Origin of the sequence: Streptomyces sp. NBC_00631, from assembly GCF_045206895.1 — a bacterium.
Taxonomy (GTDB): domain Bacteria; phylum Actinomycetota; class Actinomycetes; order Streptomycetales; family Streptomycetaceae; genus Streptomyces.
This window is the reverse complement of sequence record NZ_CP107734.1, coordinates 8,699,563-8,718,582: the sequence shown is the minus strand read 5'-3', so window position 1 is coordinate 8,718,582 and position 19,020 is coordinate 8,699,563. Positions and strand designations below refer to the sequence as shown.

The window sequence follows — 19,020 nt, the reverse complement described above, 5'->3', positions numbered from 1 at the left end:
CAAAAGTTTTCCGTGCCGAAGCCGCTCTCGTCTCACCCTTTACCCAACAGAGGAGGAGGCGACCACCGATCCCCGGGAGGCGACCATGCGCCACAGCCGGACCATGCCGGACCGACCGCCACTCCCGGTGGGCTGGCGGCGCTTCGCCGCACGCCTGCCGATACTCCTCTTCCGCTGCGGGCTGGGCTGGGTCTTCGGCAGGCGCCTGCTTCTGCTGCACCACACCGGCCGCATCAGCGGACTCCATCGCCGGGTCGTCCTCGAAGTGGTCGAGCACGACCCAGCGGGCTCCGGCTGGATCGTCGCGTCCGGCTTCGGACCGAGGGCGGCCTGGTACCGCAACCTGCGCGCCGAGCCGAAAACCGTCATCGAGGTCGGCACCCACCACCACGCCGTCACGGCCCATTTCCTGCCGCCCGAGGACGGCGCCGACATCATGGCACGCCATGCCCCGCGACATCCCCGGACGGCTCACCGCCTGTGCCGGTTCATGGGCCTTCCCTCGGACGGAACCGACGCCGGGTTCCGGCAGGCAGGCCGGGCCATTCCCTTCGTACGCCTGAAGGACGGCCCCGGGCTTCGCCGGACATGACCTGCCCCGGCAACCGAGATCTGGGGAAACTCGCCGGAAGCGCTGGCAATCTATTTTGCATCATGCAAAAATCCCTCTCGGGGGCCGAGTCGGCGGTCGGGGTCGCCCGGTGCCCAGGAGTGACCCGGCAGATTATCGGGGTTTGGGCGACATACCGGCCGCCGACGGCCCCCGGGGTCGGCTGGGCCCTGAAGCGATCCCGACCACCTCCGCCGATCCCCGCGGTTGGCCCCTCCGGCAGGATGCAAGCCGGTCGAGGAACACTCACGGAGATGAGGGCCAGTGGTCGCTGAGCAGCCGGAGGGCAGCGGGAGACCAGGCGACGGGGGCGGCACCGCGCCCGTCCCGGATGCTGTGTGGCGCATGTTCCTCGATGACACCGAGCAGGCCGTCCAAGCCTCCGCCCCGCGGGAGCCCTCCGCACACGAGCGGGCTGCAGGGGCGGGTCTCCGTCGGCGGTGGCCTCGCCGGAGGCGATCACCGTCCCCTGGTTCACGGTCGAGAGGACCGTACCGACCACCTGCATTCTCGACGCCCAAGGGCGTTGAGCCAGTAAGTCGGCGCAGCAGGAGGGCTTGGCAACGTCGTAGGGATGATCGGTGGCGAGTTTCAAGAACTCGGCCATGGTCGGGGCCCCAGCGGGGACCTCCCGCACGGATCTTGTCCGTCGCTCTCTGTCCGTACTCGGACCGTCGGCACACGGGCGCCCTGCCCGGCGTGGACCGATGGCGCGTGCTTGCCGGCGATCACATCCTGGAGCCGATACAGCACCGGCTGAGGCGGAGCCCGGGGCACGAGCACAAGGCGGCGAGGCGATGACGATCGACGTGACGGTGCGGCGCGTGATCCCGCTGCCGCCCGAGCGAGTGGCCGCGTACGCCGTGAACTGGCGCCACGACGCCGAGTGGACGCGGGGCATCCGTACGGCGGAGCTGACCCTGCAGGCGGACGGCGGCGGATTCGGGACGGGTGCAGTCACCCGCACGGCGTACTTCCTGGGCCAACGCATCCACTACGTCCTGCGCGTGGCCGCGTACGAGCCCCCTCGTCTGCTGGACGTGGCCTCCGTGGCTGCTCCCATGCCGATGCACCTCACGTACTCCTTCGCCCGGCACCCGCGCGGTACCCTCGCCGCAATCCGCGTCCAGGGAGGACCCGGCGGCCTCCTCCGCCTGGCCGCACCCCTGTTCGCCCGCCGGGTCCGCTCCTCCCTCGCCAAGGACCTGCGCGACCGCAAGCGGAGGCTCACCGAGCAGCAAGGAGGCGAGTGATGGCGTACGACCAGGGACTGGCCGAGCGGATCCGCGAGCGGCTCGGTGCTGATGCCGACGTCGCCGAGAAGCGCATGTTCGGCGGGATCGCCTTCCTGTACCGGGGCAACATGGCCGTCGGCGTGACCGGTGACGACCTCATGGTCCGCGTCGGCCCGGACGCCACCGACGCGGCCCTGGCCCGCCCGGGGGCGCGGATCTTCGACATGACGGGCCGCCCGATGCGCGGCTGGGTCGTGGTCGCGGGCTCCGCCGTCACCGAGGATGACGCCCTTGGCGCGTGGATCGACGAGGGACACGCCTTCGCGGCGAGCCTGCCGCCCAAGTAGAAGCCGCTTCGCCGCGCCGAACCCCTCGTTTTGACGGTCCGCTGGCAAACGCACGCGGCCGCGAGGCGGCCAAGGTCTGCGCCAGGCCGATCCCTGGGCGCTCCCCTGGACTCCTCGGCCGCCGGGAAGAGAAAACTGGCGACGTCGCGTAATCGGCTGTCGTGTATTCCTCTGCGTGAGCGGACCTGTCGTCACTGTGTGCGACCGCTAGGAGATGAGTGACCAGGGCCCTCCGCTGGTGATCTTGAGGGCGAGGCCATCGACGGGGTGCGCGCGGGACCACGGGCTAAGGCTGGGTAGGGTCAGCGCCATGGCTGCTCTTCCGTACCTCCAGTTGCTGCGCCAGGAGTCCGCTGCATTCAGCGCCTGCCTTGGGTACGACCTGAGTTTGCCCGTCGTCCATTGCGGGGATTGGACGCTGCGCGACCTCGCCGAGCACATGGGCCGGGGCAACCGCTGGGCCGCCGCGGCGGTCACCGACAAGCGCGGCGACTACGAGGCCCCGCCCGCACCGCGAGAGGACGCCGAGGTGCGGGGTTGGTTCAACGTTTCGGCAGACGAGTTGCTGGTCGTGCTGGACACTGATCCGGCCATCGAGGCGTGGACCTTCTACCCGCCACACACCGTGGGCTTCTGGCAGCGGCGGCTCGCTCAGGAGATGCTGATCCACCGCTGGGATGCGCAGAACGCCCTTGGAGATGCTCTCCCCTTCAGCCCGGAGTTCGCGGCAGACGGCGTAGCGGAGATCTTCGACACCATGGCACCGCGTCAGATTGCGCGCGGACGGGCTGAACCGCCTCGCCATGCACTCCGGCTGCGGGCCACGGACACCAGCCAGTCCTGGACTTACGGTCCCGGCGAGCCTGTGGCCGAGATCTCCGGAACGGCGGAGCGGCTACTGCTCATGCTTTGGGGCCGACTGCCTGCTGACGATGCGTCGATCTCGTGGTCCGGAGATCGCGCGGCGGGAGCGGCGGCTCTTGCCGGCCCGCTGACGCCCTGACCGCCACAGAACCCGCTGGGGCCGATCAGATCGGACCCGGGGATGGCGAGCATGGGTCGCGTGGATTCGTCAGTCAGGTCCCTGGTCGTCACGGCGCATGGTCGCCGGGGCATAGAGCCGCCAGGTTCCTCCGACCTCTTCGGCGAGGCGGGCGGCGGTGTCGCCGTGGTAGCCGAGCATGCGGGCGACCACCGGAGCCGGGGTTTGGAGGACGAGGTGGCGGATGGCTGCGGGGCGTCCCCGCTGAGTCGGAAATCCCAGGTACCGGAGACGGAGTTCGAGAGTGACCGGAGTCATGGGCTGTCCAGCCCGGCGGCCGGGGAAGAGCCAGCGGGCGTCCGGATTGGTCGCGGTCATGGTGTTCGGTCGTTGCTCCAGGTAGTCCAGCAGCATCCCGACGACGGGGGCCGGGACAGGCGACGGCGGGTCGCCGAGCCGGACGAGGACCTGACCGTCCGGCCGCAGCAGCGGCACCCGTCGGCGAGGTGTAGCCGCGCGGCCCCCGGTGCAGTCCCGTCCTTGCCCGCCAAATCCGTCACGCTCCGTAAATCGCATCCGCCGCGAGAATCTCGCGTCAGATGCAAAGGGGAGATCGGAACAGCAGGTCAGCCATCCGGTCGAGTGAAGCGCAAGGACGCATACCCGGCCTGTCGGCTACCGTCTCGACAGACACATGCCGCTTTCCGATGCCCGCTCGGCCAGCGCGACGCGGGATGCGTCCAGTTCTCATCAGATGCGATTCGCGCCGGTTCACCGAGACGCCGCACAAGGGCCGGGAACTGTAAGCGCGCTCAATCCCCGGCACCGGCCCGTGCCCTGCCCTGCCCTCCTTGACGATTACATCCGTACGGCAGTGAACCGGCTGCTGGTGGGACTGGCGAGGGCCTGGGACGCCACGGCTGCGGCCATCAGGGCCACCCCGCGGCGCCTGCAGGCCGCCCTCGCCGTGGCCGCCACAGCAGGACAGCCCTGATCGCCGCTGCCGTCGTGCTGGTGGCGTACCTCTTCTCCATCGGCGACATCGCGGTCTCGGCCTCGGGCCGGTTCGCCGGCGTCCCGGTGTTCCAGACCGCCTGGGAGCGGGTTTTCCAGGTGCGGGCGCCCTACCTGTTCGAGCCGGTGATCGCGGTACGTCCCACGGCATACCTGCGGTGTTCGTCAGCCCGCTCAACGTGCTGCTCGGAGGGATCGTCGCCGCCTTGGTCGGCTGCAATGTCGCGGTCGCCGGGCTCACGGCCCTGCAGGCAGCGGCCTGCCGGGCGACGCGCCGTCGGAGGGGGTACGCACGGCTCCTCGGAATGCTCCCGGCGTTCCTGCTCGGCTTCGCCTGGTGCGTACCGACCGTCCTGCTCCTCCTCGGCACCGGCACCGCCGCCGCGCTGTTGCCGGTGCTCACTCCGTTGCGGCCGGTTTTCTACCCGCTCACGCTGATGCTGCTGACCGCCGCCCTGGTGGGTCAGTGCAAGGCGTCGAGGGCGTCGAGGGCGGCGAGGATGTCGGCGGGTTCGGCGCGGGTGGTGTAGTCGGTGTTCACGAAGGCCCAGCGGATCACGCCCTCGCGGTCGATGACGTACGTGGCGGGCAGCGGGAGCGTGCGCGGGTGGCCGGCGTTGACGCGCTGAAGGTCGAAGCCGAGCTTGTCGTAGACGGCGGCGAGGTCGTCGGGGAGGTCGAAGGCGAGGCCGTACTGCTTGGCGATATCGGAGCCGAGGTCGCTGAGGACGTCGAAGGCGAGGTCGTGCTTCTCGGTCAGAGACAGGGACTCGTCGGGGATTTGAGGGGAGACGGCCACCAGGCAGGCGCCGCGTGCGGTGATGGCGTCGTGGTGCTGCTGGAGGGAGCGCAGGGCGAGGTTGCAATAGGGGCACCAGGCGCCCCGGTAGAAGGTCAGGACCACCGGGCCCTCGGCGAGCAGGGCGTCCAGGGCCACGGTCTGCCCGGCCGCGGAGGGGAGGGTGAAGCGCGGGGTCTGGTCGCCGACGGCCAAGGCGCGGGCAGCCTGACCCGAGTCGGCGAGATCCTGCCCGGCACGGCGCATGATCTCGCGTATCTCGGCGGGGATCTGCTGCTGACGGGACTCGTAGAAGGCGCGCAGCTCGGTGTTGAAGGTCATGGGAACGGTCCTCCTGAGGCACGGATCGATCGACTCGGAACGACCGTTCCAAGATAGTCGGAGCGGACGTATCCTGGAACCCTCATTTCAGGATGGCGGGTGAGGGAGGGCGGGGAGTGGCATGCCGGACATCAAGCACTTCGACCCGGACGCGGCACTGGAGACCGTGGTGCGGCTGTTCTGGCGGCAGGGCGTGGCCTCGACCGGGATCCAGGACGTCGTGACGGCGACGGGGCTGAACCGCTCCAGCCTGTACGCCACCTTCGGCGGCAAACAGGAGCTCTACCGCGCCGCCCTGCGCCGCTACATGGACGAGCGCTCCCAGCCGACGTTGCACCGCCTCGCCGAAGACGAGCGGGGCCTGCCCGCCATCGCCGAGTTCTTCACCGGGCTGATCGAGGCACGGTGCTCGGGTGAATTCGCCCGCTGGGGTTGCATGGTCTCCAACGCGTACGCCGGCGTCGAGAACGGCGATCCCGACGTCTGTGCCCTTCTCGACCGACACCACCAGGAGCTGCGTGCCGCGATGCGTGCCGCGCTGGTCGCTGCCGAGGAGCAGGGACAGCTCGGCCCGGACACCGACCTCGATGCCGCAGCGGATCTACTGGCCCTGCTCGCGTACGGCGTCAACCTCCGCTCCCGCGCAGGAGCCGACGCGAGCGAACTCGGCAGCACGGTGACGACGGCACTCTCCTCGCTCGGCCGCCGAGCAGAGCCCTAGCACCACTCACCGATGAGCCCTGCGCTCCGTCTCCTCCTTCGCCGAAGCCAGCGACCCTGCGACGGCCGCCTCCCAGCGAACGGCCACCTTCTCGCCCCACCAGGCCCCGGCCCGCCTCAGGTCGGTGCCCAGCTCTCCCTCGTACATCAGGCGCGTCCCCGACCCGTGCTCGCCGAGCACGAAAGACTCGGTCACCTGCGGCACCGGACCTCGAACCAACCGGAAGTCGATGCGCTCGGGCCGGGTGAAGCGCACCGTCTCCACGGTGACCGCTGTCAGCCGCCCGCCGGCGATCGGGGTGAAGTGCTCAGCCAGCACCAGGTCGCTGCCGCGCTCCAGCACGTTCAGCTTCTCCCGCATCGCCCGCGGGGTGCTTCGTCACGGAGCTGTTGTCGCCCAGCCAGATGGGACCGGCCAGTACGAGGATGTCGGCCGCCAAGACCTGCTGGTACAACTCCGGCCAGGCGTCCGTCTCCCAGCCGTGCTCCCTCATGTCGGGCCACACCCCGGTCGCGATGTCGTGGTCCACCGCCCTTACGACGTCGACGCGCACTCCCTGCGCGTCCATGACGGCGGTACTGCGGTCGATCAGCCCCTGGGTGTTGCTCGTCTCCGGCGAGCGTTTGAGGGTGCAGTTGATCACCAGGGCCCGCAGGTCGTCGTACCGGGCCGGCGGTGCGTCGGTGGCGGGCGACGAAGCAGTCACGCGATCCTCCCAGAAGCGCTGCCGCCGCGTGGTGGGGTGGCGAGCCGTCCATGTCCGTCCGGGTCCAGCGAGCCAGCCACCCGCGCCAGGCGCCAACGCAGCACCTCCGAACGGCCCTGCCCGCCGCCTGCCTCGTCCACCGCACCGACGGCGGGACTCGCCAGAGTTGCGGCCTGAAACGATCACCGGGTGGTGGTCGTGGCGGTTGGATGTGCGGTGACGTCTGGTCCGACCGCCCACTCGCCTCGGCAGCACGACCGCACCGCCCCACCCCGCTGCCGCGCAACGTCAGGGGCGGAGCGCCACCAGGAGATCAACCACGTAGGTCTCTTCCACCTCCTCGTGAGGAAAAAGCCTGCCCAGCCGCTCGCGCTCCTCGGCGAAAAACGCATGACGGGCAGCCTCTTCAAGGACGAGGAATGCCGAGCGGCTGCCAATGTTGGCGAGATGCATGTCCAGAGAGACGGTGCGACTCCAGCGCACTTGACGGCGCGTAACCCGCAAACCAGTCAGACCCGCCAGCCGGATGGCATCGCTGTCCGAAGGGCGCACCGCAGACCTTGGCTTCACCCCGCAGTGGTGGGCGATACGCCCGTGCTGCTCGCGGATCCACGGCACGTCGAAGGCCGTGGTGTTCCACCAGATCGCCAGCGCACCGCCCGCCCGCAGGACACGCAACGCCTCCGGGACAGACCGGGCGGGATCGGTCCACTGCCAGGACTGCGCATACGTGATGAGGTCGCAGGAAGCCTCTGCCAGCGGCAGGGCATTACCGTCACCCCTCACGATCGGCACGCCCGGGAACGCCTGGTGGAACTCACCCGCCATGGCCTCACCCGGCTCCACGGCGATCACATCGGCACCCCGCTCCCGCAGCAGCAGGCTGGCGATTCCGGTACCCGCACCGACATCGGCGACCCGGGCACCGGCCAGACGACAGCCCGCGAACTTCTCGATGAAGTCAAAGAGGGCGGCTGGATAAGATGGCCGACTCGCCGCGTACTGAGCCGCGGCCACATCGAACGACTGGGCGCGAGAGCTTGCGATCATCTCCTCATCTTCGCCTCCCCGCGCCAAACATTCGACCACCACCAGCCCGGTGATCATTTCCGGTCACAGCGCCTAGGGCACGCGCACCCACAGCGCTTTGGACGGGGTGCCCTGGTCGTCGGTCACGAAGAGCATGTACCAGCCGGCCGGGACCAGGTCGCGGTTGTCCGGAACGGTGACCTGGATGCTCTTGCCGTCCTTGGTTTTCTTCAACGCCAGGGCGATGGAACGTTGTTCGATGTCGGTGACGTGGGTGGTGGTGCTGGGGTGGATCAGCCAAGCCGCTTTGATGGCCGGGGCGTATGTGGTGGTGAAGTTCGCTCTCTCGCCGAGCCGGCACGGTGCTCGGGCCGCCGGTAAGAGACGTCGTGGCGACGTCCTCGACGCGTGTGGGTATGGCCGCACCCCCGTTTCGACCGGCCGGTCGGCGGCCCGCTTCGCCGACGTCACGGCCGCGCTGTGCGGACGTCTCGGTATCACGAGGGTCGCGGCGGTGGTCGGCGTCTCCGGCGGAGGCCCCACTGCGGTCGCGATGGCCGCACGCCATCCCGAGACCGTCGAACGGCTCATCCTGCAGAGCGCCGTGGGACCGCTGCCCTGGCCCGATCGCCGGACCTACCTCGGCGCCCAGGTGATCTTCGTACCCGGCCGGGAGCGGGCAACCTGGGCCCTCGTACGCGCGCTCGTCCGGCGTGCACCGGCCACGGCTCTGCGGCTGCTGCCGCGCGACCTCACGACTCTTCCGGCCGCCGAGGTGGTGGCGGACCTCCGGCCCGAGGACCGGGCGCAGTTGATCGCGCTGTTCTCACGGATGAGATCGGGCCACGGGTTCCTGAACGACCTCAGGGACCTCAGAGCCGACGCCGATCCAGGGCTCCTGCTGGCCGACGCCACCCAGCCGAGCCTGGTCATCGCGAGCCGTCGCGACGGCGCCGTGCCGTTCGCTCATGCCGAGGCGCTGACGGCGGGGCTGCGGCGAGCGGAACTGCTGGAGAGCTCCGCGGACACCCACTTCGTCTGGTTCGGGGAGGACTGGCCGGAGGTCGCGGCACGCATGCGGGGCTTCCTGTCGGCCGGACCGCCGTCGGCGTGAGCTGGAGGAGAGGCAGTATTGGGATCGTGCGTAATGGCTCGCGTTCGAGTTCTGCCACCTGAGCCGCTGCGGGCTCGGGTGGCCGGGCGGGTAGCCGCACCGCGACCCGATAGGCGGGGAACGTGAAGACGGATGTCCAGGCGAAGGTGTGAGCGAAGAAACGAACGCAGAAAAGCGGTGGGTCCACAAGGCGGATGGATCCAACGCCGGCCGACGTGCCCCACGATGAACCCGCCGAGCATGCGAGGTGTGACACACCGCAGACGGCGTGGTGGCATGGGGGAATGGAGTTGCGGGAGTTGCGGGCGTTCGTGGCGGTGGTGGAGGAGGGCGGGCTGTCGGCGGCGGCGCGGCGGCTGCACGTGAGTCAGCCGGCCCTGTCTCAGACGGTCGGCGGACTTGAGCGGCAGCTGGGGGTGAAGCTGTTGGTGCGCGGCAGCGCCGGGGTGCGGGCCACCGAGGCGGGCACGGCCCTGCTGGGGGGGGAGGCGCGTGCGGTGCTGGTGGCCCGGCATGATCAGGCCCTGCGGGCGATGGCCCAGTACACCGGCCCGGGCGGCGGGGCGCTGCGGATCGGGATCCCTCTGGAGCTGCCCTCCGGGCTGCTCGATCCGGCCTTGGCCGAGCTGGCCGAGGCGCATCCGGACACGCGGGTGCAGGCCCGGCACCTGTCCACGGCGGAGCAGCTGGCTGCGCTGCAATCCGGTGAGCTCGATGTCGGCCTTCTGCGGGAGCGGCCCTCGGGTCCGGAATTCGACGCACTGCTCGTGGTGCGGGAGAGGCTGGGAGTACTACTGGCCGCGGAGCAGGCCGACGAACTCGCCGGACCCGACGGCATCGCGCTCGACGCGCTCGTCGGACTGCAGTGGGTCGGATTCCCGCGCTCCGGCAGCCCCGCCTGGTACGACGAGCTGACCGCGACCCTGCGCGGCCACGGCCTCGACCTCGGCCCGGAGGCCCCGCAGGGGCAGGCGTTGATCGCCGACGTGAAGCTGGCAGCGGTTGCTTCCGGACGGGCCTTCGCACTGGCTCCGCCCGGCTGGCAGCAGCCGCTGCCCGACCGCGTGACCTGGTCACCGCTGGTCGGGCATCCTCTGGTGCGGCGCACCTGGGCGGTGTGGCCGGCCGACTCGCGCCGCCGTGACCTCGGCCGGTTCATCGCCGCACTCGACCGGTCGGCGAGCGACTGAGTCCCGACCTGAGCACGGTATGCGCTACGGGGAGGGCGCCGGACAGTAGAGGCCGGCGCCCCCCGTAGGACGGTCGGTGCGCGTCAAACGGCGGTACGACCGCCGTCGACGGGCAGGACCGCTCCGTGGATGAAGCCCGCCGCGTCGCTGGCCAGGTAGGCGATCGCCTCGGCGATCTCCTCCGGTGCGGCCGGCCGTCCTGCGGGCGCCTGGGCGGCGAGGGTGTCGAGGCCGTCGCCCATGCCGGCGGCGCCCTCCGTGCGGGCCGGGCCGGGTTCCACGGCGTTGACCCGCACCCCGCGCGGGCCGAACTCGGCTGCCCACGCCTTGGTCAGGAGGTTCAGCGCCGCCTTGCTGGAGCCGTACAGCGCCATCCCCGCGACGCCGTACTCGGCGACCATGGTGCTGACGTTCACGATCGCGCCGTGGCCGCGCTCGGCCATCGCCGGGGCCTGAACGCTTCGGGCCGCGCCTGTCCCAGGCCCACGCCGTCGCCGTCGCGCAGGGCCCCGCCGCCTACGAAGAAGGCGCTCCGGTGCCCCGGCAGGTGGAGCACGCGCTCATCACCCGCTTCGGCAACCGCAACGTGCTGCTCACCACCAAGGCCGGACGACTGCTGTGCGTCGCGCCCGGCCACGAGGACGAGGTGCTCCCCTACTTCGCCAAACAGGCGCACGCCGCCACCGAAGGCGGCCGGGTCGCGATCGGCCGCCCGCAACGGGCCCCGGCGCAGTCGTCCAGTCCTACGAGGAGGCCCTCAGCGCCCTGGAGATGGCCGAGCGACTCGACCTCGACGACCCCGTGCTGCGCGCCACCGACCTGCTCGTCTACCCCGTCCTCACCCGCAACCGCCAGGCCATGGCCGACCTTGTGGCGAACACGCTCGGCCCACTCACCAACGCCCGGGTCGGCGCCCGGCCCCTCCTCGACACCCTCACCGCGTACTTCGACACCTGCTGCGGCGCCACCGAAGCCGCCCGCCGTCTCTCCCTGAGCGTGCGGGCCCTGGCCTACCGCCTGGAACGCATCCACCAGCTCACCGGCGCCAACCCCGCCGACCCCGCGCACCGCTACATGCTCCAGACCGCCGTCATCGGCGCCCGGCACCCGGACCGGCCGGTCGGCCGAGGAGCTGTGAGGGCGGCACCTCTTGGGACGGACGGCAGGGCGAAGTCGACTATGAAGGCGCGCAACGACAGGATCTGCGCCGGCGCGAGCCGCCGGCATGCAACGGCCGGCGGCGATCCGACGTCACTGGCAGGGGCTGCCCATCTCCGCGGCGAACAGCACCGGGTCGGCGTCGAACCCCCGGACCATCTCACGGAATTGCCACGCTCCGGACGCATCTCTGCTGAACTCCGCGACCGTCGCCGCCGTCGCATCGGCGACCTGCGAGAAATCGTCGACCAGCAGCTGCTGGTACCCCTCGACGACGACCACCCCGGCATTCGATATGTCGGCGAAGGTGCGAGGACCGCGATCCTGATGGATGGCCACGCCGACCACCACCCGCCCATAGACGGGCGCCAGCCGGTCGAACTCCAGCACCATCGCCTCGACAAACCCGAAGCCCATCCCGGTCTCGCTGTGCCGGCTCATGTTGATCGTGCCGTCCGGCGACCGGCTCTCGTAGTGCACGACGTACACAGGCCGCCCGTGGGGATCGTCCGCCGCGTAGGTCGCGGCGATGATGTCGAGATGCCGAGGCGGCTCCCCGTACGGACTCGGGTCCCACCGGAGCTTCACCTCGACCTTGCCCAGCCCCTCACCGACACCGCTCACCATGCCACTCCCCGTCAGACCACCGCGAGACGCCCCCGCACCCTCAAGTATGTGCTCCGACCAGGCTCTTGATGCCTCCTTAGCTCGCCCCTCCCCGACATATCCCCGTCGAGCCGCCGCCGACGGCAGCCAAGTCGCTATCGGCCGCCCCAGCCCGGCCCCGGAGGCGTCGTCCAGTCCTACGAGGAGGCGCTCAACGCCCTCGAACTGGCCGAACGGCTCCACCCTGACGACCCGGCCCTGCACGCCCCGACCGGAACGACTCGGGGCGCCGCCGCCCCGCCGGCATGAGCCGATACAGCGACGCCCCGCCCCGCGACAGCGGCCCATATGTGGACAGTCCCACCATGATCCGATCAACACGTTCGACCTCGATGGCAGGTGCTTCTTCTGCTGGCACCATCGCTGGATATACCAGTCGCTGAGAGTGGTTGCCGTGGCGCCCTACACGTACTACTACGCCGGCTACGGTTCAAGCACAGCAGGTACGGCAGGTGGGCATTGCCATTGCATCCATATGGTTGGATTACGTAGGGAGAAGATATCGCAGGCGACGCTGCAGTGGACTGGATGAAGCACCGGACCGGCTACGCCAAACATGAGAGCATCTGGCTTGAACACCAGAAGGGCTTCCTCAATCCGCTGCGCGGGAAAGGCCGTGGGAACGTCTGACTGCCGGGACTGTACAGGAATCGGCACCATCATCGGCGCCTGGATCGGTCGTGGTGAACGCGTCGCATGAAGAGAAATGGAATAATCATCGCTCTGGCGGTCACCCCCATCGCGGCGTTTTCGTGCTTCGGTGCCTGGCTCATCCTGTTCTCGAAAGATGACCCAGGGTTCAGAGTGGTGAATGACACGGGTCGCGAGGTGCAAGTGGTGGCATGCTCCTAAAATCGCCCCGACTTTACGGGACCTTTCGGGGTCTTCACAATCGAGGGTGTAGTCGGGGCCTGAACCCGCCGGACTCGAGCAGGGATCTGGCGATGTAATTGGTGAGGTTGCGAAACCCGAGGGCTGAGCCGCGTAGGTGCTCGAGCCGTCCATTGATGGCCTCCGTCGGTCCGTTGCTTGTGCCGGGCCGGTCGAAGTAGGCCAGAACATCGTCGGCACGCTGCTTGAGGGTCCGTCCAAGGGTGATCAGTTCGCTCAGCACCGTTGGGACGCCGTCGCTGACGGACTCGATGAGCTTGACCATCAGCTCGCGACCCTTGACGCGGTCGGGTTCGCGGTAGGCGGCGATCATCCGTTGGTAGATTCCCCAGGTCGCCTCGACCTGGACGTGGTCCTCGCCGTCGAACAACGCGACGAGGCGGTCCTTCTGCCTCTTGGTGAGGAGATCGGCGCCGGTGTGCAGGGTCCGACGGGCCCGGTAGAGCGGGTCGTCCTTTCTACCGCGGTGACCATGGGTGATCTGCTGGATCCGTCGCATCACTTCGCCCGCGGTCGGTCTGATCCGGTCTTCCGTACGAAACCGCAGCTGGCTGCTGCTCTCGCGGCCCGCGGGAAGGAGGCGGGCTTCGGCTGCCGGGCGGTGGTCGCCGACTGCGCCTACTCCGTCAGCGACGACTGGTATCTCGCGCTGCGCGAGGCCGGCCTGGCCTACGTGGTGGCGCTCAAGCCGCACCGCGGCACCTGGGCCCGGGCCGACCAGCCGCACACCCCCATCGAAGCCGCGCAGGCTCTGACCTGGCGCGATGCCAGGCGTCCCGGTGACTGGACAGCTGTGGAGCGTCACTTCCGTGACGGGCATACCGAGACCTGGTGGGCCGCTGATGCCCGTCTGGGCGGCTACGGACCCAACTTGCCCTGCCGGCTGGTCGTGGCCACCACCGACCCGGCCCGGCTGCCGGAAAAGGCCACGTGGTATCTGGCCACCAACCTGCCCCACCCCGACGCACCCCACGCCATGGCCAGTCCGCACCCGCCGGCCGACCTCACCGAGATCGTCCGCCTCTACGGACTGCGGCCCTGGATCGAGCAGAGCTACAAACAGATCAAGGACGAACTCGGCTGGGCCGACTTCCAGGTCCGCTCCGACCGCGCCATCCGCCGCCACCAGACCCTGGTCAACTGCGCCTTCTCCTTCTGCTGGGATCAATGGTTCGCCCCACCCGGACCGCTGGATGCCACCGCACCGGACCCATGCCCCGACGAGGGGCCAGAGAGGGGGACCAGACACACCCCACCAGGCCCAACAGCCTTACTGGCCCAGGGCCTTACGCGCCATCCGGTCCTGGCTCACCCCAGCCATCACCCTCACCCGATGGTGGCAAGCATGGACGGACACGGATCCACCCCATGAGCTCCAGGCCCTGATCGACGCGGTCACCACCGGACACGGCATCGACCTCTACCTCCGGATTTAACGAACTACCGGTAGGAACGACGTCCTTGAACACCGGTCGCCCTCGAATCACAGAGGCCGTACCAGTCACACATCCGCCCATCTACCTCACCCGATCAGCACGGGGCAGCCGAGACAGCCATGTGTTCAGTTGACTTCTGCGCCGAGGGCGATGTCGAAGCCCGCGCCGTGGCGGGCCAGCCCCATTAGCAGGAGGCCGGTCCATTCGAGGACCGACGCCATCTGGAGCCCTCCGGCGTCGAGAGGCCGCAAGCCGATGCTCTTCAGAAACGCAGCGACTTGGGCCTTCGCCTCGGCGTCGTCGCCGGCAAGAAACGCGTCCAGGGGCTTGTCGTGAGCGAGGACGTGGCCGAATATCGAGTTCAGCGCCTTCACGACCGGTGTGCCCTCGGGGGCGGCAGCGGCGATCTCCTGGGCCGCCGAGCGGCCTGAGTTAGTCGCGAGCCCGTCGGCGTCGGTGTTGAAGGGATTGGAGATGTCGACGAGGATCTTGCCGGCCAACGCGCCGTCGTAGCGAATGACCGCGTCGACTGCGCCGGTGTACGGGACGGCCACGATGACGATGTCACCTGCCGGCGTTGCACCGAACACGCCGACGGTGGCTCCATTGCCGATCTGGTCGGCTAGCGCCTGAGCTTTGACGGTGTTGCGGCTCATGAGCTCGATGGTGTGGCCGTGCTTCGCCGCCCGGGTGCCGATGGCGGTGGCCATATTGCCCGAGCCGATGATGCTGATGGTGGTCATGACGTTTTCCTTTGCTGTCTATCGATCAACTGCTGGGTGATAGGGGTCTTGCCGGTGTGGTGGGCTGCGTCGAGAGCACTGGCCGCGCAGGGCGGAGTGCTAAGAGCGTTCGCGGGCGACGTGTTCGCGTACGGCGGGGATGGTTTCCGCGGCGAAGCGTTCGAGTACGTCCGGGCCGTCACTGGCCAGGATGAAGACGCTGACACCGTCCTCGACGGCCATCTGGGCCAGTGCCTCCGCAGTCTGCTGACTCGGGAAGATGTTCAGCAGCCGGGTGATCTCGCGGGGGTCGCGGTTAGCGGCCCGCGCGGCGTCGTCGATGATCGCGTTTCCCTTTTGGAGGCCGCCTGGCTCCATGACCGGCAGCGACGGCAACCAGCCATCGGCCTTACGTCCCACCAGGCCCTGCATCTTCGGCTTGTGGGCTCCGAGCCAGATCGGGATCTCGTGTGCGGGCGCGGGTCCGCGCTCGGTGCCGTGGACCGAATAGAACTCCCCGTCGACATCCAGTCGTCCGGGCCCGTCGGCGTCCCACACCCCGCGGATCACGTCGATCGCCTCGCTCAACGCCGCCACTGACTGCAACGGGGTCAATCGACGTCCGCCGATCGCCTGCACCGCATCCCAGTAGAAGCCGGCCCCGAGCCCGAGGCTGATCCGAGCACCGGAGAGCAGGTCGAGGCTGGCGGCCGCGCGGGCGAGCACGGCGGGGGGCTGACGCAGCGGCAAGTTGAGCACATTGCCAGACAGACCGATGCGCTCGGTCCGCGCGGCCACCCAGCTCAGCAGAGTCCAGGTATCGAGAAAGCTCGACTGGTAGGGATGATCCTGGAAGGTCACGAAGTCGAAACCGAGACGCTCACTGAGCTGCGCCAACTCGACCGGACGGGTCGCCGGGGAGTTCGTGGGACCAATGAATGTTGCGAAACGCAGGGGATGACCATAGTCAGGCATCGACGTCTCCTTCAGTCGTTCGTGTGTGGTCAGCCGCGACGCGCGACGTCGTCGCCCACGGCGTGTTGTCAGATCAGGGCACTGACGATTCCGTCGAGAGGCTCGGGCTGGCCGGCCTCGTGGTGAAGGCTGGTGCCGCCGCGGATCAGGGCGCCGCAGATGACAGCGGCGGCCCAGAAAAGGCCCGCGGCCCACCAGAATCCGATGGCGAACCCGTGCACGGTGGCACCGACAACGGCCGTGCTGCCATGCTCGGTCAGGTAGTGGTTGGTTGCGGTGGCGACGAAGGTGCTGATCAAGGCGACGCCGAGCGCCGAGCCGAGCTGCTGAGAGACATTGTTGAGCGCCCCGGCGGTGCCGGCGTCGCGCAGTTCGACGCCCATCTGCCCGACCGCGACGGCCACGACGGCGGCCGAGCCGATACCCGTTCCGATCAGCACCAGCCCGGGCAGCACCCAGGCCGCGTACGGGCTGCCCGCATCGGCCTGGGTCAGCAAGGCGGCCCCAGCACCGGAGGCGATCAAGCCGGCGGCGACGATGAACCGCATGGTCAGGCGCTGCAGCAGCACGCCCTGGGTCAGCGTGGCTACCACGCCAATTGTCACCATCAGCGGCAGGAACGCGACGCCAGTCGTGATCGGCGAGTAGCGCAGCACGCCCTGGAAGCAGTACGTCAGGAACAGGAACACTGCGAATACCGCCGCGTTCGCCAGGAAGAGCGTCAGGTAGGCCGCACTGCGATTGCGGTCGGCGAGTACGCGCAGCGGGATGAGCGGGTGACTGTCGACCTTCTGAAGCACGACGAAGCCGACCAGCAGGAGACCACCGACGACGAGCGGGGTCAGCGTGACTGCTGAGCCCCAGCCGTCCGTCTGGGCCCTGGCCGAGCCGAAGACCAACCCGAAAATCGCCGCCGAGCCGACGACCGTGCTAGGCACGGAGAGTTTGGGCTTGTCGGATTCGGTGGAGTTGTGCAGCAATGTAAGTCCGCCGATGAGTCCCACGACCGCGAGGACGATGTTCACATACATGCACCAGCGCCAGCTCACATAGTCGGCCAGCAAACCACCCAGCAGCAGGCCGATGGCGCCGGCGCTGCCCGACACCGCACCGAAGATCCCGAACGCCTTGTTCAGCTCCCTGAGATCGGTGAAGATCACGGTGATCAGCGACAACGCCGCCGGCGCGAGAATCGCGGCGAACCCACCCTGGACGGCCCGGGCAGTGACCAACGTGCCGATGTTCGGGGCCGCGCCGCCGACGGCGGAGGCAATCGCGAACCCAAGCAGCCCCACGATGAACATGGCTTTGCGGCCGTACGCGTCGGCAAGCCGACCGCCCAGCGGTAGCAAACTGCCGAACGCCAGCACGTAAGCAGTGACGACCCACTGCCGGTTGGCGTCAGAGAAGCCCAGGTCGGCCTGCGCCGAAGGCAACGCCACGTTCACGACAGTTGCGTCCAGCAGAATCATGATCTGGGCGGTGACGACGACGCCCAGAGCCATCCACCGTCGCTCGTGGTACGGATTGTGTGGAACCGTCGATTGCGCTGCGTCGGCTTTCGCGACAACTGAGACACGGGGGGCCCTGGAGGGCTCGTCACTGCTCATCTTCTCTGCCCCTGGTGCGGTTAGGTCGGAGCGCCGACATGAGGCGCTTCTCTGGTCGTCGCTCGCTGTTAGATCTGGCTGAACCCGCCGTCGACGACTAGGTTTGCGCCGGTGATGAAGCTGGCGTCCGAGGAGGCCAGGAACAGCGCAGCAGCCCCGATTTCCTCGCTGCTTCCCAGCCGTCCCAGCGGGATGGCGGCGGTGATCTGCTCCCGAATCTCGGGGGATACGGTGCTGAAGAGCGCGGTGTCGATCGAACCGGGACTGACGACATTCACCCGGATGCCGCGGACCTTCAGCTCCGCGGCCCAGGTGCGAGCGAGTGAACGCACGGCGGCCTTGCTCGCCGAGTAGACCCCGGCACCGGGAATGCCCTTGGTCGCGCTGGTCGTGCCGTTCAGGATGATCGACGCACCGTCGCTCATCAGCGGCAGCAGGTACTGAACGGTGAACACAGTGCCGCGGAAGTTCACGCCCACCAGCGCATCGAACGCATCGGGGGTGATGCTTCCCAGCGGGTCCGAAACCGATCCGAGGCCGGCGCTGGCGAATAGGACGTCGACTCGTCCGCGACGCTCCCGCACGGTCTCGGCCAAGCGAGCCAGGTCGTCGAGATTTCCCGAGTCCGCCTGTACGCCCGTCACGTTGTGGCCGATGGAGGCGACCGCCTCATCCAGCCTGCGCCTGTCTCGTCCGGTGATGAACACGTCGGCGCCTTCGGCCACGAACAACTTGGCCGTCGCCAACCCCATCCCAGAGGTTGCTCCAGTGATCACGGCGACCTTGCCATCAAGCTTGGGCATGTTGACCTTCATCCTTCTGTCGGCCGAACGGCCGAACGGTGCGCGGACCCTGCCGGGCACGCGGGCCGACGAGTACGCGCCGGTTGTGCGAAGCGCTCCGCACACGGGACTGTTCTCCCGTTCGTGACTACACGCTCACCGTACCAGATGCGTGCGCACGCACCTAACTGGGAGGGCACTCAGTTTCCGGTATGCTGCTGGGTGTGAAGGCACCCGTGTCGCAACCGCGAATCATTTCCCCGGACCAAGTCAAGGGCTGGTTTGCGCTGCTGCTCACCCACTCCACAGTTACCGGGCGGATCGACGCCGCGCTGATGGACCAGCACAAGATCTCGTTCAGCACCGTCGAGATCCTGTGCTGGCTCCTGGAAACCGAGCCTCAGTCGGTTCGAGTTCTGTCTGGCGAACTTGTCAGCGTGAGCCCCACTCGAGCATCACGGTTGGTCCAGAATCTGATCGATGCCGGGCACCTCCAGCGTGGCGCCGACCAAGGCGACGGGCGGGTGTCGCTCATCAGCTTCACCAAAAGCGGACGGCACTTCGCCGAGTCGGTCAGACGAACTTTCGAGGATTCGGTCAAGAAATACTTTGTCGATCCCCTCGACGACGATGACATTGCTGCCATCACCCGGATTTGGGCCAAGCTCGAAAACGCAGAAGGTCCTAGCTGAGGGAAATCCGGATCGCTGTG

General features: G+C 68.7%; 20 protein-coding genes and 5 pseudogenes. 12 read left to right on the top strand and 13 right to left on the bottom strand.

From position 1 onward, the window contains the following. The first annotated feature begins 85 nt into the window (after window positions 1-85). From OHB00_RS39935 to OHB00_RS39920, 4 genes are all read left to right on the top strand, one after another. Window positions 86-592 (top strand): nitroreductase family deazaflavin-dependent oxidoreductase, encoded by a 507-nt coding sequence (locus OHB00_RS39935; RefSeq protein ID WP_406442388.1) that lies wholly within the window; start codon window positions 86-88, stop codon window positions 590-592. Between the two features lie 815 nt (window positions 593-1,407). Beyond that, a complete protein-coding gene (locus tag OHB00_RS39930; protein WP_406442386.1) occupies window positions 1,408-1,863 on the top strand; it encodes an SRPBCC family protein in 456 nt (151 codons plus the stop codon). Continuing rightward, window positions 1,863-2,192: a TfoX/Sxy family protein gene (locus OHB00_RS39925; RefSeq protein ID WP_406442384.1), complete on the top strand. Its 330-nt coding sequence runs from the start codon at window positions 1,863-1,865 to the stop codon at window positions 2,190-2,192. Before OHB00_RS39930 ends, OHB00_RS39925 begins: the two co-directional genes overlap by 1 nt. A gap of 310 nt (window positions 2,193-2,502) precedes the next feature. Further along, complete coding sequence (locus OHB00_RS39920) at window positions 2,503-3,195, top strand: maleylpyruvate isomerase family mycothiol-dependent enzyme (protein WP_406442382.1); 693 nt, start codon at window positions 2,503-2,505, stop codon at window positions 3,193-3,195. A gap of 69 nt (window positions 3,196-3,264) precedes the next feature. Here the strand turns inward: OHB00_RS39920 and OHB00_RS39915 are convergent, their stop codons facing one another. Beyond that, window positions 3,265-3,669, bottom strand: coding sequence for a hypothetical protein (locus OHB00_RS39915; protein ID WP_406442380.1), 405 nt, complete (start codon window positions 3,667-3,669; stop codon window positions 3,265-3,267). A 677-nt stretch (window positions 3,670-4,346) separates the two neighbouring features. On the opposite strand from OHB00_RS39915, the gene OHB00_RS39910 reads away from it, so the two are divergent. Further along, on the top strand, window positions 4,347-4,718 hold the full coding sequence (locus OHB00_RS39910; protein ID WP_406442378.1) for a hypothetical protein: 372 nt from the start codon (window positions 4,347-4,349) through the stop codon (window positions 4,716-4,718). Here the strand turns inward: OHB00_RS39910 and OHB00_RS39905 are convergent. After that, window positions 4,652-5,308: a peroxiredoxin-like family protein gene (locus OHB00_RS39905; RefSeq protein WP_406442377.1), complete on the bottom strand. Its 657-nt coding sequence runs from the start codon at window positions 5,306-5,308 to the stop codon at window positions 4,652-4,654. The genes OHB00_RS39910 and OHB00_RS39905 overlap by 67 nt on opposite strands. 121 nt (window positions 5,309-5,429) lie before the next feature. Here OHB00_RS39905 and OHB00_RS39900 point away from each other — a divergent pair, with 121 nt between their 5' ends. Next, window positions 5,430-6,029, top strand: coding sequence for a TetR/AcrR family transcriptional regulator (locus OHB00_RS39900; protein ID WP_406442375.1), 600 nt, complete (start codon window positions 5,430-5,432; stop codon window positions 6,027-6,029). A 6-nt stretch (window positions 6,030-6,035) separates the two neighbouring features. On the opposite strand, the gene OHB00_RS39895 is transcribed toward OHB00_RS39900, so the two are convergent. The 4 genes and pseudogenes from OHB00_RS39895 to OHB00_RS39880 form a co-directional block, all read right to left on the bottom strand. After that, a complete protein-coding gene (locus OHB00_RS39895) occupies window positions 6,036-6,389 on the bottom strand; it encodes a hypothetical protein (protein ID WP_406442373.1) in 354 nt (117 codons plus the stop codon). Between the two features lie 13 nt (window positions 6,390-6,402). Continuing rightward, window positions 6,403-6,735: pseudogene (locus OHB00_RS39890) on the bottom strand (NAD(P)H-dependent oxidoreductase); the annotation flags it as partial. Window positions 6,736-7,023: 288 nt separating this feature from the next. Further along, a complete protein-coding gene (locus tag OHB00_RS39885) occupies window positions 7,024-7,785 on the bottom strand; it encodes a class I SAM-dependent methyltransferase (protein WP_406446182.1) in 762 nt (253 codons plus the stop codon). Window positions 7,786-7,857: 72 nt separating this feature from the next. Next, window positions 7,858-8,085: pseudogene (locus OHB00_RS39880) on the bottom strand (galactose oxidase early set domain-containing protein); the annotation flags it as partial. Here OHB00_RS39880 and OHB00_RS39875 point away from each other — a divergent pair. Both OHB00_RS39875 and OHB00_RS39870 read left to right on the top strand, forming a co-directional pair. Further along, window positions 8,024-8,878: an alpha/beta fold hydrolase gene (locus OHB00_RS39875; protein WP_406442371.1), complete on the top strand. Its 855-nt coding sequence runs from the start codon at window positions 8,024-8,026 to the stop codon at window positions 8,876-8,878. The pseudogene OHB00_RS39880 and the gene OHB00_RS39875 overlap by 62 nt on opposite strands. 284 nt (window positions 8,879-9,162) lie before the next feature. Then, the gene (locus tag OHB00_RS39870; protein WP_406442369.1) at window positions 9,163-10,068 is read left to right on the top strand and encodes a LysR family transcriptional regulator; all 906 of its coding nucleotides are present in this window, start codon (window positions 9,163-9,165) and stop codon (window positions 10,066-10,068) included. 83 nt (window positions 10,069-10,151) lie between these two features. On the opposite strand, the gene OHB00_RS39865 is transcribed toward OHB00_RS39870, so the two are convergent. Beyond that, window positions 10,152-10,511: an SDR family NAD(P)-dependent oxidoreductase gene (locus tag OHB00_RS39865; protein ID WP_406442367.1), complete on the bottom strand. Its 360-nt coding sequence runs from the start codon at window positions 10,509-10,511 to the stop codon at window positions 10,152-10,154. 11 nt (window positions 10,512-10,522) lie between these two features. Here OHB00_RS39865 and OHB00_RS39860 point away from each other — a divergent pair. After that, window positions 10,523-11,187, top strand: a pseudogene (locus OHB00_RS39860) (PucR family transcriptional regulator); the annotation flags it as partial. A 132-nt stretch (window positions 11,188-11,319) separates the two neighbouring features. Here the strand turns inward: OHB00_RS39860 and OHB00_RS39855 are convergent. Continuing rightward, the gene (locus OHB00_RS39855) at window positions 11,320-11,853 is read right to left on the bottom strand and encodes a TerD family protein (protein ID WP_406442365.1); all 534 of its coding nucleotides are present in this window, start codon (window positions 11,851-11,853) and stop codon (window positions 11,320-11,322) included. A gap of 109 nt (window positions 11,854-11,962) precedes the next feature. Between OHB00_RS39855 and OHB00_RS39850 the strand changes: the two are divergent. Then, window positions 11,963-12,099: pseudogene (locus OHB00_RS39850) on the top strand (PucR family transcriptional regulator); the annotation flags it as partial. 679 nt (window positions 12,100-12,778) lie between these two features. On the opposite strand, the pseudogene OHB00_RS39845 reads toward OHB00_RS39850, so the two are convergent. Further along, a pseudogene (locus OHB00_RS39845) lies at window positions 12,779-13,279 on the bottom strand (transposase); the annotation flags it as partial. On the opposite strand from OHB00_RS39845, the gene OHB00_RS39840 reads away from it, so the two are divergent. Beyond that, window positions 13,256-14,155, top strand: a complete 900-nt coding sequence (locus OHB00_RS39840) for a transposase (protein WP_406442363.1) — start codon at window positions 13,256-13,258, stop codon at window positions 14,153-14,155. The pseudogene OHB00_RS39845 and the gene OHB00_RS39840 overlap by 24 nt on opposite strands. A 189-nt stretch (window positions 14,156-14,344) precedes the next feature. Here OHB00_RS39840 and OHB00_RS39835 read toward each other — a convergent pair whose 3' ends face one another. The 4 genes from OHB00_RS39835 to OHB00_RS39820 all read right to left on the bottom strand — a co-directional run bounded on the left by OHB00_RS39835 (window position 14,345) and on the right by OHB00_RS39820 (window position 18,329). After that, a complete protein-coding gene (locus tag OHB00_RS39835; RefSeq protein ID WP_399095344.1) occupies window positions 14,345-14,962 on the bottom strand; it encodes an NADPH-dependent F420 reductase in 618 nt (205 codons plus the stop codon). A gap of 99 nt (window positions 14,963-15,061) precedes the next feature. Continuing rightward, complete coding sequence (locus OHB00_RS39830; protein WP_406442362.1) at window positions 15,062-15,916, bottom strand: LLM class flavin-dependent oxidoreductase; 855 nt, start codon at window positions 15,914-15,916, stop codon at window positions 15,062-15,064. A gap of 68 nt (window positions 15,917-15,984) precedes the next feature. Next, a complete protein-coding gene (locus tag OHB00_RS39825; RefSeq protein WP_406442360.1) occupies window positions 15,985-17,421 on the bottom strand; it encodes an MFS transporter in 1,437 nt (478 codons plus the stop codon). Between the two features lie 173 nt (window positions 17,422-17,594). Beyond that, the gene (locus OHB00_RS39820) at window positions 17,595-18,329 is read right to left on the bottom strand and encodes an SDR family NAD(P)-dependent oxidoreductase (RefSeq protein WP_406442358.1); all 735 of its coding nucleotides are present in this window, start codon (window positions 18,327-18,329) and stop codon (window positions 17,595-17,597) included. A 203-nt stretch (window positions 18,330-18,532) separates the two neighbouring features. On the opposite strand from OHB00_RS39820, the gene OHB00_RS39815 reads away from it, so the two are divergent. Then, window positions 18,533-19,000 (top strand): MarR family winged helix-turn-helix transcriptional regulator, encoded by a 468-nt coding sequence (locus OHB00_RS39815; protein WP_256258230.1) that lies wholly within the window; start codon window positions 18,533-18,535, stop codon window positions 18,998-19,000. Window positions 19,001-19,020 lie beyond the last annotated feature (20 nt).